At 44.8% G+C, this 15,913-nt stretch carries 16 protein-coding genes and 1 riboswitch; of the genes, 10 read left to right on the top strand and 6 right to left on the bottom strand.

The window, feature by feature from the left end; translation table 11 throughout:
• Positions 1 to 289: 289 nt before the first annotated feature.
• The 8 genes from AB4351_RS15100 (at position 290) to thiH (ending at position 8,553) form a co-directional block, all read left to right on the top strand.
• On the top strand, positions 290 to 1,672 hold the full coding sequence (locus AB4351_RS15100) for a multicopper oxidase family protein (RefSeq protein ID WP_372126445.1): 1,383 nt from the start codon (positions 290 to 292) through the stop codon (positions 1,670 to 1,672).
• Between the two features lie 100 nt (positions 1,673 to 1,772).
• Complete coding sequence (gene crcB, locus AB4351_RS15095) at positions 1,773 to 2,156, top strand: fluoride efflux transporter CrcB (RefSeq protein ID WP_004736665.1); 384 nt, start codon at positions 1,773 to 1,775, stop codon at positions 2,154 to 2,156.
• A gap of 62 nt (positions 2,157 to 2,218) precedes the next feature.
• Positions 2,219 to 2,317, top strand: a riboswitch (TPP riboswitch).
• 129 nt (positions 2,318 to 2,446) lie between these two features.
• Entirely contained in the window at positions 2,447 to 4,396 is a 1,950-nt protein-coding gene (thiC, locus tag AB4351_RS15090) for a phosphomethylpyrimidine synthase ThiC (protein ID WP_065606650.1), read from the top strand.
• Positions 4,396 to 5,688: a thiamine phosphate synthase gene (locus AB4351_RS15085; protein ID WP_372126443.1), complete on the top strand. Its 1,293-nt coding sequence runs from the start codon at positions 4,396 to 4,398 to the stop codon at positions 5,686 to 5,688. The genes thiC and AB4351_RS15085 overlap by 1 nt, the downstream gene beginning before the upstream one ends.
• Positions 5,678 to 6,460: a ThiF family adenylyltransferase gene (locus AB4351_RS15080; protein WP_372126441.1), complete on the top strand. Its 783-nt coding sequence runs from the start codon at positions 5,678 to 5,680 to the stop codon at positions 6,458 to 6,460. Before AB4351_RS15085 ends, AB4351_RS15080 begins: the two co-directional genes overlap by 11 nt.
• Positions 6,457 to 6,666, top strand: a complete 210-nt coding sequence (thiS, locus tag AB4351_RS15075) for a sulfur carrier protein ThiS (RefSeq protein ID WP_017085664.1) — start codon at positions 6,457 to 6,459, stop codon at positions 6,664 to 6,666. Before AB4351_RS15080 ends, thiS begins: the two co-directional genes overlap by 4 nt.
• Positions 6,667 to 6,668: 2 nt before the next feature.
• Positions 6,669 to 7,433 (top strand): thiazole synthase, encoded by a 765-nt coding sequence (locus AB4351_RS15070; RefSeq protein WP_371694313.1) that lies wholly within the window; start codon positions 6,669 to 6,671, stop codon positions 7,431 to 7,433.
• Positions 7,434 to 7,440: 7 nt separating this feature from the next.
• Positions 7,441 to 8,553 (top strand): 2-iminoacetate synthase ThiH, encoded by a 1,113-nt coding sequence (gene thiH / locus AB4351_RS15065; protein WP_372126439.1) that lies wholly within the window; start codon positions 7,441 to 7,443, stop codon positions 8,551 to 8,553.
• Positions 8,554 to 8,702: 149 nt separating this feature from the next.
• On the opposite strand, the gene AB4351_RS15060 is transcribed toward thiH, so the two are convergent.
• Both AB4351_RS15060 and AB4351_RS15055 read right to left on the bottom strand, forming a co-directional pair.
• Entirely contained in the window at positions 8,703 to 10,493 is a 1,791-nt protein-coding gene (locus AB4351_RS15060) for an aminopeptidase P family protein (RefSeq protein ID WP_102393433.1), read from the bottom strand.
• A gap of 122 nt (positions 10,494 to 10,615) precedes the next feature.
• Positions 10,616 to 11,557 carry a LysR substrate-binding domain-containing protein gene (locus AB4351_RS15055; RefSeq protein ID WP_017061320.1) on the bottom strand — a complete coding sequence of 314 codons (942 nt, stop codon included), beginning with the start codon at positions 11,555 to 11,557 and terminating at the stop codon, positions 10,616 to 10,618.
• A gap of 101 nt (positions 11,558 to 11,658) precedes the next feature.
• Between AB4351_RS15055 and AB4351_RS15050 the strand changes: the two genes are divergently transcribed.
• Positions 11,659 to 12,858, top strand: coding sequence for a multidrug effflux MFS transporter (locus AB4351_RS15050; protein WP_372126438.1), 1,200 nt, complete (start codon positions 11,659 to 11,661; stop codon positions 12,856 to 12,858).
• 102 nt (positions 12,859 to 12,960) lie between these two features.
• Positions 12,961 to 13,242: a hypothetical protein gene (locus AB4351_RS15045; RefSeq protein ID WP_009848181.1), complete on the top strand. Its 282-nt coding sequence runs from the start codon at positions 12,961 to 12,963 to the stop codon at positions 13,240 to 13,242.
• Between the two features lie 99 nt (positions 13,243 to 13,341).
• On the opposite strand, the gene AB4351_RS15040 is transcribed toward AB4351_RS15045, so the two are convergent.
• The 4 genes from AB4351_RS15040 to AB4351_RS15025 form a co-directional block, all read right to left on the bottom strand.
• Positions 13,342 to 13,800 carry a DoxX family protein gene (locus AB4351_RS15040; protein ID WP_017061322.1) on the bottom strand — a complete coding sequence of 153 codons (459 nt, stop codon included), beginning with the start codon at positions 13,798 to 13,800 and terminating at the stop codon, positions 13,342 to 13,344.
• Position 13,801: 1 nt separating this feature from the next.
• Complete coding sequence (locus AB4351_RS15035) at positions 13,802 to 14,569, bottom strand: DNA-binding domain-containing protein (protein ID WP_017061323.1); 768 nt, start codon at positions 14,567 to 14,569, stop codon at positions 13,802 to 13,804.
• Positions 14,566 to 15,426, bottom strand: coding sequence for a DUF692 domain-containing protein (locus tag AB4351_RS15030; protein ID WP_017061324.1), 861 nt, complete (start codon positions 15,424 to 15,426; stop codon positions 14,566 to 14,568). The genes AB4351_RS15035 and AB4351_RS15030 overlap by 4 nt, the downstream gene beginning before the upstream one ends.
• A 64-nt stretch (positions 15,427 to 15,490) precedes the next feature.
• Complete coding sequence (locus AB4351_RS15025; RefSeq protein ID WP_004736650.1) at positions 15,491 to 15,751, bottom strand: DUF2282 domain-containing protein; 261 nt, start codon at positions 15,749 to 15,751, stop codon at positions 15,491 to 15,493.
• Positions 15,752 to 15,913: the final 162 nt, after the last annotated feature.

Here is a 15,913-nt window from a genome sequence, read left to right as displayed (position 1 = left end):
CATCTGAATGGTTTTTTGCTGGCTCGCAAGCTTTTTGAAGTCAGTGTTATTAAGGCTATCCATGGCTAAATTTCACAATAATTCATCAATCTTAATTAGATCACATTTTTACTTTAATTGGTATTAGTCGGTAATTCCTGCTTTTAATAAAACCTGGCCTTAAAAGTGTAAGTGCTTACTTATCCCAGTCTCTTTTATAAACAACCAACAGCACAAACTACGCTTCTTTATGAGAACTGTTCTCAATATTTTGTTAAATTTTAGTCGTTATTACTAAAAGGCAACAAATATGGATATCTCCCGTCGTAAGTTTATTCAATCATCTCTCGCTATATCTGCACTCACTGTACTGCCCGCTTGCTCAATGAAACGGTCGGTTGATGAACAAGGAAAGTATGTTTATGACTTAACGGCAGAGCCTTCAACCGCTGAACTCGTGACGGGGTTTGAGACTGATATTCTAGGCTTTAATGGTCAGATTCCAGCACCAACGATTCGATGTCGACAAGGTGAAAAGGTAACGATCCGTTTTACCAACAAGCTATCAGAACCGACAACTATTCATTGGCATGGTTTAAGGATTCCTATCGAAATGGATGGGGTTCCCTTCTTGAGCCAACCACCGATCATGCCAGGTGAAACATTCATTTATGAATTTACGCCACCAGATGCTGGCACGTTTTGGTATCACCCACATATGAACAGCGTTAAGCAGCTTGGTATGGGCTTGGTTGGTCTAATTATCGTTGAGGAGAGCATTCCAGTGCCGTTTGATGAAGAGCACGCACTGATGCTTAAACATTGGCATATAGATAAGAAAGGCCAATGGAAAGATCTAATGATCCCACGACTCAGTGCTCGTATGGGTACGCCAGGAGAGTGGAGTAGCGTTAATGGAATACATGAGCCTGTCTATGAGTTAAAACAACATGCAACAACCAGGCTACGTATCGCTAATGTCGACAATACGATCACTTACCCTATTGCTATCGAAGGGGCTGAGGCATGGGTGATTGCCATTGATGGTAACCCTGTGAAAATGCCTTACAAACTGACTCAACATAAAATTGGTCCAGGGATGCGTGTTGATATCGGACTGATTGCTCCTAAAGCTGGTGAGCGAGTTAACGTTCTCCAAATGAAGGGGCGTTTCCCTTTTTCTTTGTGTGAATTTGAAGTCGTAGATTCAGCATTTACTCAAGAGCGAGTGTTACCATTATTACCATTGAATCCAGTACCTAACCTAGATCTTGCTAATGCTGAAGAGATCGATTTTGTGTTCGAGTGGGAGGGTGCAGTTTCACCTGTATCTAAAGATGGTAAATCGATGCCTAAATTTTGGCTTACTAATAAACGAGCATGGGAGGGGATGAGCAAAGATAATATCCCTGAGCCGTTGGCGACTTTAGATCTAGGTAATACTTACATATTCGATCTTAAGAACGTCACTCAATATCATCACCCGATTCATATTCATGGTCATACATTCACTGTATTGGAACTTGATGGTAAAAAAATTGAAGAACCTTTCCACACCGATACCGTGTTACTTGGAAAAAACGGCCGAGCTAAAGCTGCATTTGTTGCGCATAACCCTGGCCGCTGGATGTACCACTGTCATGTTATAGAACACATGAAAACGGGTTTAATGGGATATATTGAAGTTAAGTGACACCTGTAACGTTTAATATTTGCGCATGCATTCTTAGTTTCTACCCTCGCTTTTATCGGCGGTAAAGCTAGAATATAGGGACTATTGTTTGGGAGGATTCATGGGTCAGTTATCTATTTTAGGTTTTATTGCCATTGGTGGCGCATTTGGTGCTTGTTCGCGTTATTTGATTTCAGAGTTATGTGTGGTGATGCTAGGGCGTGGTTTTCCTTATGGTACGCTGACTGTTAACGTAATTGGTTCTTTAATTATGGGGTTACTTATCGCAGCGTTTGAGAATGAAATGGTTGCGACAGAACCATGGAGGCAGATCATCGGTCTTGGTTTCCTAGGAGCACTGACAACATTTTCTACATTTTCGATGGATAACGTACTTCTTATGCAGCAGGGTGCTTTCTTTAAGATGGGACTCAATGTGCTACTCAACGTGGTACTCAGTATTTCAGCCGCATGGATCGGCTTCCAACTTTTGATAAAGTCTTAAAACTTTCTTACGATTTGTTAACAACTCGGCTTGGTTTATCCAAGCCGTTTTTATATACTCGATCGAACTTGTCGGAGTGCCATATGGCTGAGACCGTTAACTCGGGATCCGTTGAACCTGATCAGGCTAATACCTGCGAAGGGAACAAGAGTAGATATCTAACTAGAATCCTTCTAGAGATCTATCTCCAGATCACAACTGTATTTCTTACCGTGATCCCTCTTGTAGCATCTAATCCGTCAAGCATTTTTATCCCTATAAATAATGGCTAAAAGCCAAGGAAAAATGCTATGTCGACTCGTAAACAAGCAAGACTGGAAGCGAAGAATTTCATTGATTCTTTATCCGTACAACCCTACCCAAACTCAAAAAAAGCTTACATCCAAGGATCTCGAGAGGACATTCAAGTCCCTGTCCGAGAAATATCACTCGCTGATAGCCTTGTTGGTGGTACCAAAAAAGAGCCTGTATTCGAACCTAATGTACCCATTCAAGTTTACGATACCTCAGGTGTTTACACAGACCCTACACATCAAATAGACCTGTATAGCGGTCTTCCTAAGTTGCGAGAGCAATGGATTGAAGAGCGTGGTGATACGGAACTGTTAGACGACGTAAGCTCTGTTTACACCAAAGAACGTTTAGAAGATGAAACTCTAGACGACCTTCGCTACGGCAACCTGCCTAGAATTCGTCGCGCGACAGACAACCAATGTGTTACTCAGCTGCACTATGCTCGTCAGGGTATTATCACACCTGAAATGGAGTACATTGCCATACGTGAGAACATGGGACGTCAGAAGTTCGCTGATGAGCAGCTTAACCATCAACACCCTGGCCATAACTTTGGTGCAAACCTGCCGAAAGAAATTACTCCTGAGTTCGTGCGTAAAGAGGTTGCTGAAGGTCGAGCTATTATCCCTTCAAACATCAACCACCCAGAATCAGAACCGATGATTATTGGTCGAAACTTCTTAGTGAAGGTGAACGCTAATATCGGTAACTCTTCAGTAAGCTCTTCGATTGAAGAAGAAGTTGAGAAGCTAGTATGGTCGACTCGCTGGGGTGGCGATACAGTGATGGACCTTTCTACTGGTCGTAATATTCATGAGACTCGCGAATGGATCCTACGTAATAGCCCAGTACCAATTGGTACGGTTCCTATGTATCAAGCGCTTGAAAAAGTGAATGGCGTTGCGGAAGACCTTAACTGGGAAGTGATGCGCGATACCTTGATTGAACAAGCAGAGCAGGGTGTTGATTACTTTACTATCCACGCAGGCTTATTGCTTCGCTACGTTCCTATGACCGCTAAACGTGTGACTGGTATTGTCTCTCGTGGCGGCTCCATCATTGCGAAATGGTGTCTTGCTCATCACCAAGAAAGTTTCCTTTATACCCACTTCCGTGAGATCTGTGAGATCTGTGCGAAGTACGATGTTGCTCTGTCATTAGGTGACGGTTTACGCCCGGGCTCAATTGCAGATGCTAATGATGAGGCTCAATTCTCGGAGTTACGTACTCTAGGTGAGTTGACTAAAGTGGCTTGGGAATATGACGTTCAGGTGATCATTGAAGGCCCTGGACATGTACCAATGCACCTGATTAAAGAGAATATGGACGAGCAGTTAGAGCACTGCCATGAAGCGCCTTTCTATACTTTAGGCCCATTGACGACAGATATTGCCCCTGGTTACGACCATATTACCTCTGGTATTGGCGCGGCGATGATTGGTTGGTACGGCTGTGCGATGCTTTGTTATGTAACACCTAAAGAGCATTTGGGCTTACCAAATAAAGAAGATGTGAAGACTGGCTTGATTACTTACAAGCTGGCAGCACATGCAGCAGACTTGGCAAAAGGGCATCCGGGCGCACAAATCCGAGATAATGCATTATCAAAGGCACGTTTTGAATTCCGTTGGGAAGACCAATTCAATCTAGCTTTAGATCCTGAAACCGCGCGTTCTTTCCATGATGAAACTCTGCCACAAGAGTCGGGCAAGGTTGCTCACTTCTGCTCAATGTGTGGACCTAAATTCTGCTCGATGAAGATTTCTCAAGAAGTTCGAGAGTATGCGAAAGACACCGAACAAGTAGCCGCGGATCAGGCTATCGAGATTAAGATGCTAGATAACCCGTTGGAAGGGATGCGTCAAAAATCACAAGAGTTCCGTGATACTGGCTCTGAACTTTATCATCCTGCAGTAGCCGCAAAAGAAGCTCAATTAGAGGAATAATGACAGTGAAGATACTCATCCCATCTCAAAATATTGAGTTAACGGGAGAGGTGCAGAACTGTCTATTGGTTGCTAAGCGACAAGGCTTGGCAACTGATGCGGTTGAGTTGGGTGTAAGCCCAACTCAATACTTCTCTATCGTTGATTCTCAGCAGGCGTTATCTATTGGCTTCGCTCATGATGTTGATTCATTGGCAGAGTGTAAGTTAGCGGAACTGAACCATGTTGTTGATTACAGTAATTCAGTCGCGTTAACTGACGTTTGTGATGCCTTTACAGAAACTCCGAATACCATCTATATCGGTGTCTCAGGTGATTCAGCTGTACTGGATATCTGGTCACACCTAGATGCTAATCGTGTCATCAAGAATGACACTACAGCTCATCAGGAGTTAGATAATCACGGCCATTTTGCCTGGTTACTTACTTTGTTGGCGTTGGAGTTCCCATTAGAAGACGCACTTGTTTTAGCTCGCGCAGCGTCCAATGTTTCACGTGGAACATGGCCTGCACATTACCAAAACTTTCCTATCCCTGTTCTTGAAGATCAACGATTGGACATAAGCGTAGGTTGGGCTAACCAAGGGACATCACTTTCTTTTCCTGAGTTGAGTAAGAGTAGCCTCGGTTTATACCCAGTAGTTGATGATGTTGAGTGGATCGAAAGATTGCTCAAGCTTGGTATCAACACTGTCCAACTACGTATTAAGAATCCACAGCAAGCGGATTTAGAACAACAAGTCGCACGATCTATCGATCTTGGTCGTGAGTATAACGCTCAAGTTTTTATCAATGATTACTGGCAGCTTGCACTCAAGCATGACGCTTTTGGTGTTCATTTAGGGCAAGAGGATATTGAAGAATCAAACCTCTCACAGTTGAGCTTCGCGGGTATAAAGATTGGGTTATCGACTCATGGCTATTACGAGTTGCTACGCATTGTTCAGATTAACCCAAGCTATATTGCGCTAGGCCACATCTTCCCAACAATAACTAAACAGATGCCATCAAAGCCTCAGGGATTGGTTCGTTTATCTCTGTATCAACAGCTGATTGATACTATCCCATACACAGAACAACTCACTGGTTATCCAACGGTTGCTATTGGCGGTATTGACCAATCGACAGCTGAGCAGGTGTGGGAGTGTGGGGTGTCGAGTTTGGCTGTGGTACGTGCGATTACATTGTCGGAAGACCCAAAGAAAGTGATCGAGTTTTTTGAAAAACTGATGACGCCTAAACCTTCAAATATTGGTGAAGAGGTTGCGCAGGAGCCTAGCTATGGTGAGTGATTTTGAGTTTATTCGTTATCAACGACAAATTGCGTTACCTGAAGTCGGTGAGCAAGGGCAACGAAACCTATTAAACAGCCATGTGTTAGTGATTGGTTGTGGTGGCTTAGGCAATGCTGCCGCTCTTTACCTTGCGGCTTCGGGGGTCGGAAAGATCGTGTTGGTTGATGATGACTGTGTGGATTCGTCTAACCTGCAACGACAGGTCGCGTTCAAAGAAAGTCAGTTAGGTTCGCCTAAAGTCGAAGCTATGAAGCAACAACTGACTGAGCTCAATAGTCGCAGTCAAGTTAGAACCATCAATCAGCGAATGAGTGACAGTCAGCTTGAACTTGAAGTGATGCTCGCTGATTTGGTGTTGGATTGTACGGACAACTTTGCGTCACGCCAGCAGGTTAACCAAGCGTGTTTCGGCAGCAATACACCTTTGATTTCTGGATCTGCAATCGGTTGGAAAGGCCAGTTTATTGTCTTTGATTATCAGAATCAGAAAGGGTGCTATCACTGTTTGTTTCCGTTCAGTCATCATCCACAAACGACTCGTTGTAGTGATAGCGGCGTCATAGGCCCGGTTGTTGGCACCATAGGTAACCTTCAAGCTTTGGCTGCTATTCAACGTTTAACTCGTGGTGAGTTTCAGGTAGCAACACACCAGCTCAAACTGTTCGATGGCCAAACGATGAACTGGCAAAACTTAATGGTCACTCAAGATAGTGAATGTTCCGTGTGCAGTGCGTCTGCAGTTAAGCATTTAGAAGAAGAAATCCAATGAGTCATATAACGATCTCTATAAACGAGCAACCAGAACAGGTCGCGCACTTGTCGTCTCTAGCGGACATTATCCAAGCTCTATCATTACCTGATCTAGGTTGTGTATTTGCAATCAATAATGCGGTTGTCCCGCGCAGCCAGTGGCAACAAACTGTCGTCAATGAAGGCGATGCTATTTCTCTTTTCCAAGCCATTGCAGGAGGCTAACCATGTTAACTATCGCTGATAAAACGTTTCAATCACGACTCTTCACTGGAACCGGGAAGTTCGCAAACAAGCATTTGATGGCGAGTGCTATTGAAGCTTCAGGTTCGCAACTGGCAACCATGGCGTTGAAGAGAGTCGATATTCGCTCTGAGCAAGACGACATTTTACAACCAATCATTGATGCTGGCGTGAACTTGCTACCGAATACCTCTGGGGCGAAGAATGCAAAAGATGCCGTCTTTGCTGCGCATTTGGCTCGTGAAGCGCTAGGCACAAACTGGCTTAAACTGGAAATTCACCCAGATCCAAAGTACTTGATGCCAGACCCAATTGAGACGCTTAAAGCTGCTGAGCAACTGGTTAAAGATGGTTTTGTTGTGTTGCCTTACTGTCATGCCGATCCAGTATTGTGTAAACGCTTGGAAGAGGTGGGTTGCGCTGCGGTTATGCCGCTAGGTGCGCCGATTGGTTCAAATAAAGGTATCGCTTCGGCAGATTTCTTAGAGATCATTATCGACCAAGCGAATGTCCCTGTGATTGTGGATGCAGGCATAGGCGCACCATCGCATGCTGCTCGTGCAATGGAAATGGGCGCGGATGCGGTTCTAGTTAATACGGCGATTGCCGCTTCTAAACAACCCGTTGATATGGCGATTGCCTTTAAGCTGGCAGTTGAAGCGGGTCGTATGGCTTACCTTTCTGGTCTTGCTGGTCAGGTGTCTCACGCGGTTGCTTCTAGTCCGCTAACTTCATTTCTAGACGAGTAGTGTCCCTATGACGTTTGTTGATCGATTTAAACAGCTCAACTGGGATGACATTGGTATGTCTATCTTCAGTAAAACGGCAGCGGATGTTGAGCGTGCTCTGAGTAAGCCTAAACGCGACTTAGAAGACTTTAAGGCTCTGATCTCTCCGGCGGCAGAACCTTACTTAGAGCAGATGGCACAACAATCGTTGGCGCTAACTCGTAAGCGATTTGGTAATACAATGTCGTTGTATATTCCATTGTACCTCTCGAACCTATGTGCGAATGCGTGCACGTATTGTGGTTTCTCAATGGAGAACCGCATTAAGCGCCGCACGCTTACTTTGGATGAAATTGATGCCGAAAGTGCGGCTATCAAAAAGATGAAGTTCGATAGCGTTTTGTTGGTCACCGGTGAACATGAAACTAAGGTCGGGATGAATTACTTTCGACAGGTGTTGCCGAATATCAAAAAGCAATTCAACTACCTTGCGATGGAAGTGCAGCCGCTTGATCAACATGATTACGCAGAGCTTAAAACTCTCGGCCTAGATGCTGTTATGGTTTACCAAGAAACTTATCAGCCAAGAACTTACGCTGAACATCATCTACGTGGCAATAAAATGGATTTTGAATACCGTCTTGAAACCCCTGATCGCTTGGCAAAAGCGGGGATCGATAAGATAGGTATTGGTGCCTTGATTGGTTTGGAAGATTGGCGTACCGACTGTTTCTTCGTGGCCGCTCACTTAGACTATCTTGAGCGTACTTATTGGCAAACACGTTACTCGATTTCATTCCCACGTCTTCGTCCTTGTGAGGGTGGTTTGCAGCCTAAATCGATTATGAGTGATAAACAGTTGGTTCAACTTATCTGTGCGTATCGTTTATTAAACCCTGAGGTTGAATTGTCTCTCTCGACTCGTGAGTCTGCAGCTTTCCGTGACAATGTGTTGCCATTGGGAATCACCAGTATGTCGGCTGCGTCTAAAACCCAGCCTGGTGGTTATGCTTCTGATGAAGAAGAACTCGAGCAATTTGAAATAAGTGATGAGCGAAGTGCTGCCGATGTTGAGTCAATGATTCGTCAACGTGGTTTTGATCCTGTGTGGAGAGACTGGCACAGTGCTTACTCTGGTTAGCGAACACGCAGATTTATGTTCCACGTGAAACATCGACGAAGTTAAATCGACAAATAAAAACGGCTACCCTAAGGTGGCCGTTTTTCATTTCATTAAGTTTGAATTAGCTAAGCATTAAGCATTAAGCATTAAGCATTAAGCATTAAGCATTAAGCATGAGCAAGTGGAGTGGTTGATTGGCGTAACCATTCCAATGTATCACCTTCAACTAATGGGCTAACATCGTTCCATACTTTCTGGTGGTAATCATTAAGCCATGCAAGTTCAGGTCGTGTCAGTAAATCGACGTTGATGTTGCGCTTATCGATAGGGCAACGTGTTAGCGACTCAAACGTTAGTACTGAGAAGTCACCTTGAGTTGGCAGCTCAACCACCAGTTCTAGGTTTTCGATACGGATACCAAATTCATCTGCACGGTAGTAACCCGGCTCGTTTGATAACACCATGCCTTCAACAAGAGGTACATCGATTAGCTTCTTAGAGATGCTTTGCGGACCTTCATGAACACTTAGGAAATGACCAACACCGTGACCAGTACCGTGGTCGTAGTCGAAGCCTTCTGCCCATAAGTGTTGGCGAGCTAGAATATCAAGTTGGAAACCACGAGTACCCTGTGGGAAACGTGCACGCGCGATACCGATGTGACCTTTAAGCGCTAACGTGAACTGCTGGATCATTTCGTCGCTTGGCTGGCCAATCGCGATAGTTCGAGTGATGTCGGTTGTACCATCTAGGTACTGACCGCCTGAATCGACTAGGTAAAGAGTATTCATCTCTAACTGACCTGGTTCAGGTTGGTTCTCGTGGTTGTAGTGACACATTGCTGCGTTGCCGCCTGCTGCTGAAATCGTGTCAAAACTTAGGTCCATCAGCGTTGGGTCTTGTTCGCGGAATGATTGAACTTTGTCTGCTAGCACAGCTTCATTGTGCAGATTACCTTGCGTGACTTCTGCATCAATCCAAGATAGGAACTTCGCCATCGCAACGCCATCACGAATGTGACACGCTTTCATGCCGGCAATTTCAGTTTCATTCTTTGCTGCTTTTGGCATTAGGCATGGGTCTGCTGCTTCAATGATATGAGCACCAGAGTTTTGTAGAACCAGCGTGTACCAAGCGTTACTGGTACCTGAATCGACAGATACATTTTTGCCTTCCAAAGATTGAAGGCGTGCTTCAAGCTCTGATGGGTGAGATACGCGAATACCATTGCCAACGTGTGCTTCAAAGCCCGTAGGAATACGAGCTGGGTCTAGGAAGAAGTCGACGCTTTCATCGGCGTGGATGATCGCATTGGATAACACAACAGGTAGGCGAGATACGTCCAAGCCGCGAATGTTAAGCAACCAACAGATCGAATCGAGTTCCGTAAGGATAGCGGCATCAGCACCTTTGGCTTTTAGTAAGCCAGCAATCTCCGCACGTTTGCTTTCACTTGATTGGCCTACTGCGTCTGTTGCCATTAAGCGAACATCAGATACCACCGGCTCAGGACGATCAGACCAAAGCTCATCAATTGGATTCGAAGATAGTGTTGTTAGTTCAACTTTCTCTGCCAGTTTAGCTTGAGCGCCTTTCAACCAAGCAGCAGTGTGCATGCGTGGGTCGAATGCAACCTTGCTGCCTTGTGCTAGAGAACTGGTGATCCAATCTAAAGCCGGCTCTTCAATAAGGTGGCGATACTCAAATAACTCTGCTGGTACCTGCTTACGAACCTGAACCGTGTAGCGACCATCAACAAAAATAGCAGCGTTCTCACGAGTGATAACTGCCGCACCAGCAGAGCCAGTGAAACCTGTTAACCAGTGAAGTCGCTCGTTATGAGCAGGAACGTATTCACCTAGATATTCGTCTTCATGTGGAATGATAACGGCATCTAGGTTGTTTGTTTCAAGCCAAGCTCGAACCGCAGCAACGCGTTCAGCAGTGATATTGTGCATCTGTGTTTATCCTTATTATTAGGGTCCTTGTTAACACTCACAGTCGATATACATGCGAGGGGACTTATTAGGTCAATAAGCTAGCGCTTTTGTTCGTTTGCTGCAAACGCTGTACGCCATTTTTATCTAAGGTGCAGAGTTTTTTCTTTGATGATATCTCGTAGCCAAGTTAACGCTGGGTCATTTTCTCTGTCACGGTGCCAAAACAGAGTGTATGCCATCGGTGGGAATTCCATCGGTAAAGGGACAACCACTAAGTCGAGTTGCTTGGCGACGAGGTAAGTAAAGTGGCTTGGTGCAGTAAACACAAAGTCGGTGTAGGTACATAGGCTTGCGGCGCTATTGAAGTCTGGAACAGAAATAGCGATATCACGTTGGTGACCAAGGTCGGCAAGCTTATAGTCGAGCAGCCAACGATCGTTACCATCACATCTTACTTGTACATGACGCTGTGCAAGGTAGGTTTCCAGATCCCATTTGCCATTCAGAGCGGGGTGGTTGCGTCTTAGCACACACATCTGCGCGTCACGGTAGATCTCTTGCTCGCAAATATCATCTGGCGGCAGCATAGTTAAACGTGCGTCGTTGATGTCGATGTCTTTACCTGTGAGTCCGATATCGAGCTCACCGAGCTGCAGCTTCTTAAAGGTTTGCTCCGTCCAAGCGTGGGTGTTGATATTCACCTTAGGGGCTTGTCGAAATATCGCTGGTAAGAAGTGCGGAAGAATCAGCGGGTAAACACTCTCAACGGCAGCGATGTGAAAGCTGTGGTCGCTGTTATTGGGAATGAATGTCTCAGGCTGAGTGAGAACATCAAGTTGGTTGATCAACGTTTCTAAGCGAGGCTTAAGGAAAACAGCTTTCGGTGTTGGTCTCAGGCCATGTGCGCTTCGCGTGAAAAGAGGGTCATTAAATTGTTCACGAAGCTTGGCTAACGATTTACTTACAGCCGATTGACTCAGACACAATCGATGTGCGGTGCGCGTGACGCTTAGCTCTTCCATCAGAACCTGTAAGCAAACCAGTAGGTTTAAGTCGAGGCGTGATAGTTTCTCAATATTCATATGAGTTTCCTATTTGGAATAATGCTAATGAGTATATGCCATTTTTGTTCATATCTTTAGTTGGTTATTATGCACCTAAATTAACTCATTCGGAGAATCTTGTGCCTTCTAACGCGCTTCCAACCCCTAGTAAACTGCAGGTTGCTTTATTGGCAATGTTGGTTTTATTTAGCCCTCTGGCTATTGATATCTACCTACCAGCTCTGCCACAAATTTCGACAGCGTTTCACGTGGAACATGCACTAGCACAAGATACGATTACCTGGTTTTTATTCGCCATGGGTGTCGGGCAATTATTTGCTGGCCCTTTGGCTGATAAGCTAGGACGTCGAACCGTTGCATTGGGAGGTGTTAGTATCTATGCATTGAGTGCTTGCTTGGCGTGGGCAGCTCAATCGATTGATATGATGCTAATGGCTCGGCTGCTACAAGGCTTAGGAGCTTGTGCGACTTCTGTAGCAGCCTTTGCAACGGTTCGCGATCTATTTGGCCCAGAGAAGAGTGGCCGTATGATCAGCTACCTTAATGGTGCAATCTGTTTTATTCCTGCTTTGGCACCCATTCTTGGCGCTTGGTTAACACATCAATTTGGTTGGCGCTCGAACTTTAGCTTTATGGCAGTCTTTGCTGTCGTTGTTGGCACTATCTTATTCTTCCAAATGAAAGAGTCTAACCCTGCGACAGAAAAGGTTGCGGTATTCAAGCTTGAGCGATACTGGTCAGTATTGAAAACACCATCATTCCTTTTCCACGCAACCTTGTGTCTGATGGCGATGGCGGTTATCCTCGCTTATGTAACCTCTGCACCAGTTGTGTTGATGGAAAACCTAGGCCTGACCATGAAAGAGTTTACTTTCTGGTTTGGTGTTAATGCGGCCATCAACATTGCAGCTGCGTTTACTGCACCTAAATTTATGGACCGTTTTGGTACCTATAAAGCACTGGTGGTTGGTATCTCGACGCTGGGCTTAGCGGGTGTGATTATGTTGGTGCTTGCTGAGCACGCTACTCCAATCGCGTTCATGCTACCGATCTTCTTATCGTCAGTTGGCTTTGCTTGGATTCTTGGTGCTGCGGCAGGTAAAGCTCTAGAACCTTTCGGTGACCGTGCGGGTACAGCTGCTGCGCTGCTTGGCTTGTTCCAAATGAGCGGTTCAGGGCTTCTTGTGGGTACCATGCAACGTCTTGATTTAACGTCGCAAGTGATGATTGCTCTGCAAATGTTCCTGATTGTTCCTGCGTTATTAGTGCTTGCGAGCAAAGCGGGTAAGTCTTGGCACACGACGTTTGCTAAGGCATAAGTTACAAGGGTGACAAAATATACAAATGGCGGTTTTCGAAACGTTAAAACATGGTATATTTGTCACTCATTGAAACGTTAGTCCCCAACGGAAAATACTGTAATGTCATTAACAACCTACGAAATGGCGCGCGTCTTAGAACAAATGGAAGATGCACCTGAAAAGGTCATGTTTGGTAAACTGCTTAAAGAGCTAGGCAACCAAAGTGAAGAGCGTATTCGCAGTGCGGCAAAACAAGTTCCAATCGATACTTTGCGAGATATCATTTACCAATTTCAGCGTGTGGTAGAGTCTCGTAAGGGTGAGCAGGTTCAGCTATTGGCAAAAGAACTTGCAGAGCAAGGCATCTCTGCTGAAGAGCTACAAGCTTTTCTAAATAAGTAAGCTTATCCCAGTTAAAAAAGAAACCACTCAATTGAGTGGTTTCTTGCGTTTGGGCTGTAGCATTTAGCTTTAGCAGTTCAAAAGAGGTGAAAACTTATTTTAATTCCTGAACTGCGCTTTCAAAACTCTATCAAGTGAGAATGGTCCTGCGCCCCACACGACAACGATAAGAATCATTAACCCCCAAAGCTGATGATCGTAGAAGCCTTGATCCCACAATACAGGGTAAGACACGACAGCAATGATATTGAAAACGAACAACACCGCAGCCATAGGTCGTGTTAATAAACCGAGCGCTAAAAACATCGGTAGAATTAACTCAGCGGCAGTGCCCATGTAAGCAGCCAATTCCCAAGGTAGCAGTGGCACTTGGTATTCCAATTCAAACAAGTAAAGCGTGCTATCCCAAGTAGCTATCTTGGTGAGTCCAGAATTAAAGAATACCCACGCCACCCAAAGGCGACAAAATAGTAGAAGCACTGGAACAAAAAGTGCCTGTGATTTCTCAATCAAACTGTCGTATTGAGCCATCATGTTCGTGACTGTGTTGTTATCCATGTTATGCCTCCAATTCGGCATTGATTGAAAAACCTGAGATGACGTTTAGCGCCATAACAGTATTCAGATGTTGTAGTAATAAAGGATCGATTGCTGAGAGTGTTCGACCTGATTGCAATTCAGTGAGGAGTTGGTGGCTCTCTTCACTCAAACTATGGCTCTCAACCTGTGAATTCTCAGCTCGGATTAACACCCCAAATTCAGCTTGGTTGATGTCTAGCCCATCAAGTTGCTGCTGATAGATGGCGTGTTCAAGCGCGATAATCGTGTAACTAGAATGAATCAGTGTTATTGAATCTTTGAGATGAAAGACTAAAGCGCCTTGTTGCTCTTGTGGTACATCTGCAAGGCAAGAAAGAGGTCTCTGGTCGACATGTGCTTGTGACGAAAACCTTACCAAGCTATCTTTCTGCCATTCATACAAAGCCACTTCACCGAGATAAGGTGCAGCCTCAATAACGGCAGGAAAGGCTTGGATAGTCTGTTCAAAGTGTTCACCGTAACCACTGACATCACCAGAGGTCGATGGATAATGTAAGACATGTTGACGAGCCATCTGTTGGAAGCACTCTTCACCAACCAACATTTCAGTGAGTGGGTAGGTTGCTGCCAGAACTTCGCTCAAGCTGATCACAAAGTTATTACGGTAAATCTGGATGCGTTGTTCATCGGTAAAATGGTCGCTCACTATGTCGCAGTACTCACCATTGTTTTGATAGCGTAGGGCGTTAGCAAACTCCAATTGAACCTCTGCTAGGGAGTGGCTCATGAGGCGCGACTCCTTTGGTTGAACTTGTCGTGTTGATACAAGATATCACTGGCTTTGGTTGCTTCAGCCAATAAAACTTGTGGCTCTGGGATATCGAGATCCCACTCAATCAAGGTATGGCGCAAACCATGTTGTGCAACCCAGTCAGTGTAGAGTTTCCACACTTCGTCACAGACAGGTTTACTGTGTGTGTCTATCCAGATCTCACCTTGTTCAAGCTTCTTTTTGGTAAAACCTGCCAAGTGAATCTCTTCAACTTTGTCTGCTGGTATTCCGTTTAAGTACTCTTCACAACTAAAGCCATGATTAAAAGATGAGACGAAAATATTATTGAAATCGAGCAGTAGGCGACACTCAGTACGCTTTTGTACCTCAGCCAAAAACTCCCACTCAGGAATAGTAGAATGCTTGAAGGATAGGTAGCTCGATGGGTTCTCAATCAACATCGGGCGTTGCAAGCTGTCTTGAACCTCGATGACATTACGACAGAAGACTTCCAATGCTTCTTCTGTGTAAGGCAGCGGTAGCAAGTCATTGAAGTAATGACCACCTGTCTGACTCCAACTGAGATGATCAGAAACCAAGAAGGGTTCGATATCATCAATGAGCTCTTTTAATTGCACAAGATGATGTTGATTGATGCGCTCAACAGAACCTAGCGACAACCCAACACCGTGACAACTGATGTTGTGTGCGTGACGAATTTCTCTGAGTTGTTGTCGTTGCGGTGATTGAGCTAAGAAGTAGTTCTCGCTGTGAACTTCTAACCAACTTACTAAGGCTGGATTTTGGCTAAAGAAGTCCAAGTGCGGTGTTCTAAGGCCAACCCCTGCGTAGGGGTGAAGAGTTTGAGTCACAACGATTCTCCTAACAAGAAGTGGAGGTGAGCTGAATGTCAGCTCACCATACTAAGCAGCTCAATTATGATGATTGAGTGTTACCACCTGATAATTTGCCACATAGCCCTTTAGGTACGACTACGAACGCATCGGATTGGTTGTCTTCTTTTGCTGTACCCGCACATGAGCTTGTTTTGGTTGCACAATCATTTTGGCCAGCTTTTGCCACGCCGTAGCATTTTTCTTTTGCTGCTGCTTCCGCAGGTGCTGATGTAAGAACTGCACCGCCGAACGCTAGTACACTTGTGATTGCAGCTGTAACAGCAAGATTAGAATTTTTCATAGTCATTCCCTCTAGGACTTAATAGTATTTTCATATCGCAGGTTAATGGATTGTTAACTTGCTTACTAAAAAGGATTGGAACAACCGGGAAATAATTTCACGGTATTATAAAAATTATCAATATTAATGATGTTTCATCTCTTAAGTTATTGAATTAATGAT

Origin of the sequence: Vibrio sp. 10N.261.51.F11 (assembly GCF_041471665.1) — a bacterium.
Lineage (GTDB): Bacteria > Pseudomonadota > Gammaproteobacteria > Enterobacterales > Vibrionaceae > Vibrio > Vibrio crassostreae_C.
Note: the sequence above shows the minus strand (reverse complement) of the source record. Positions and strands in the feature narration are given on the sequence as shown.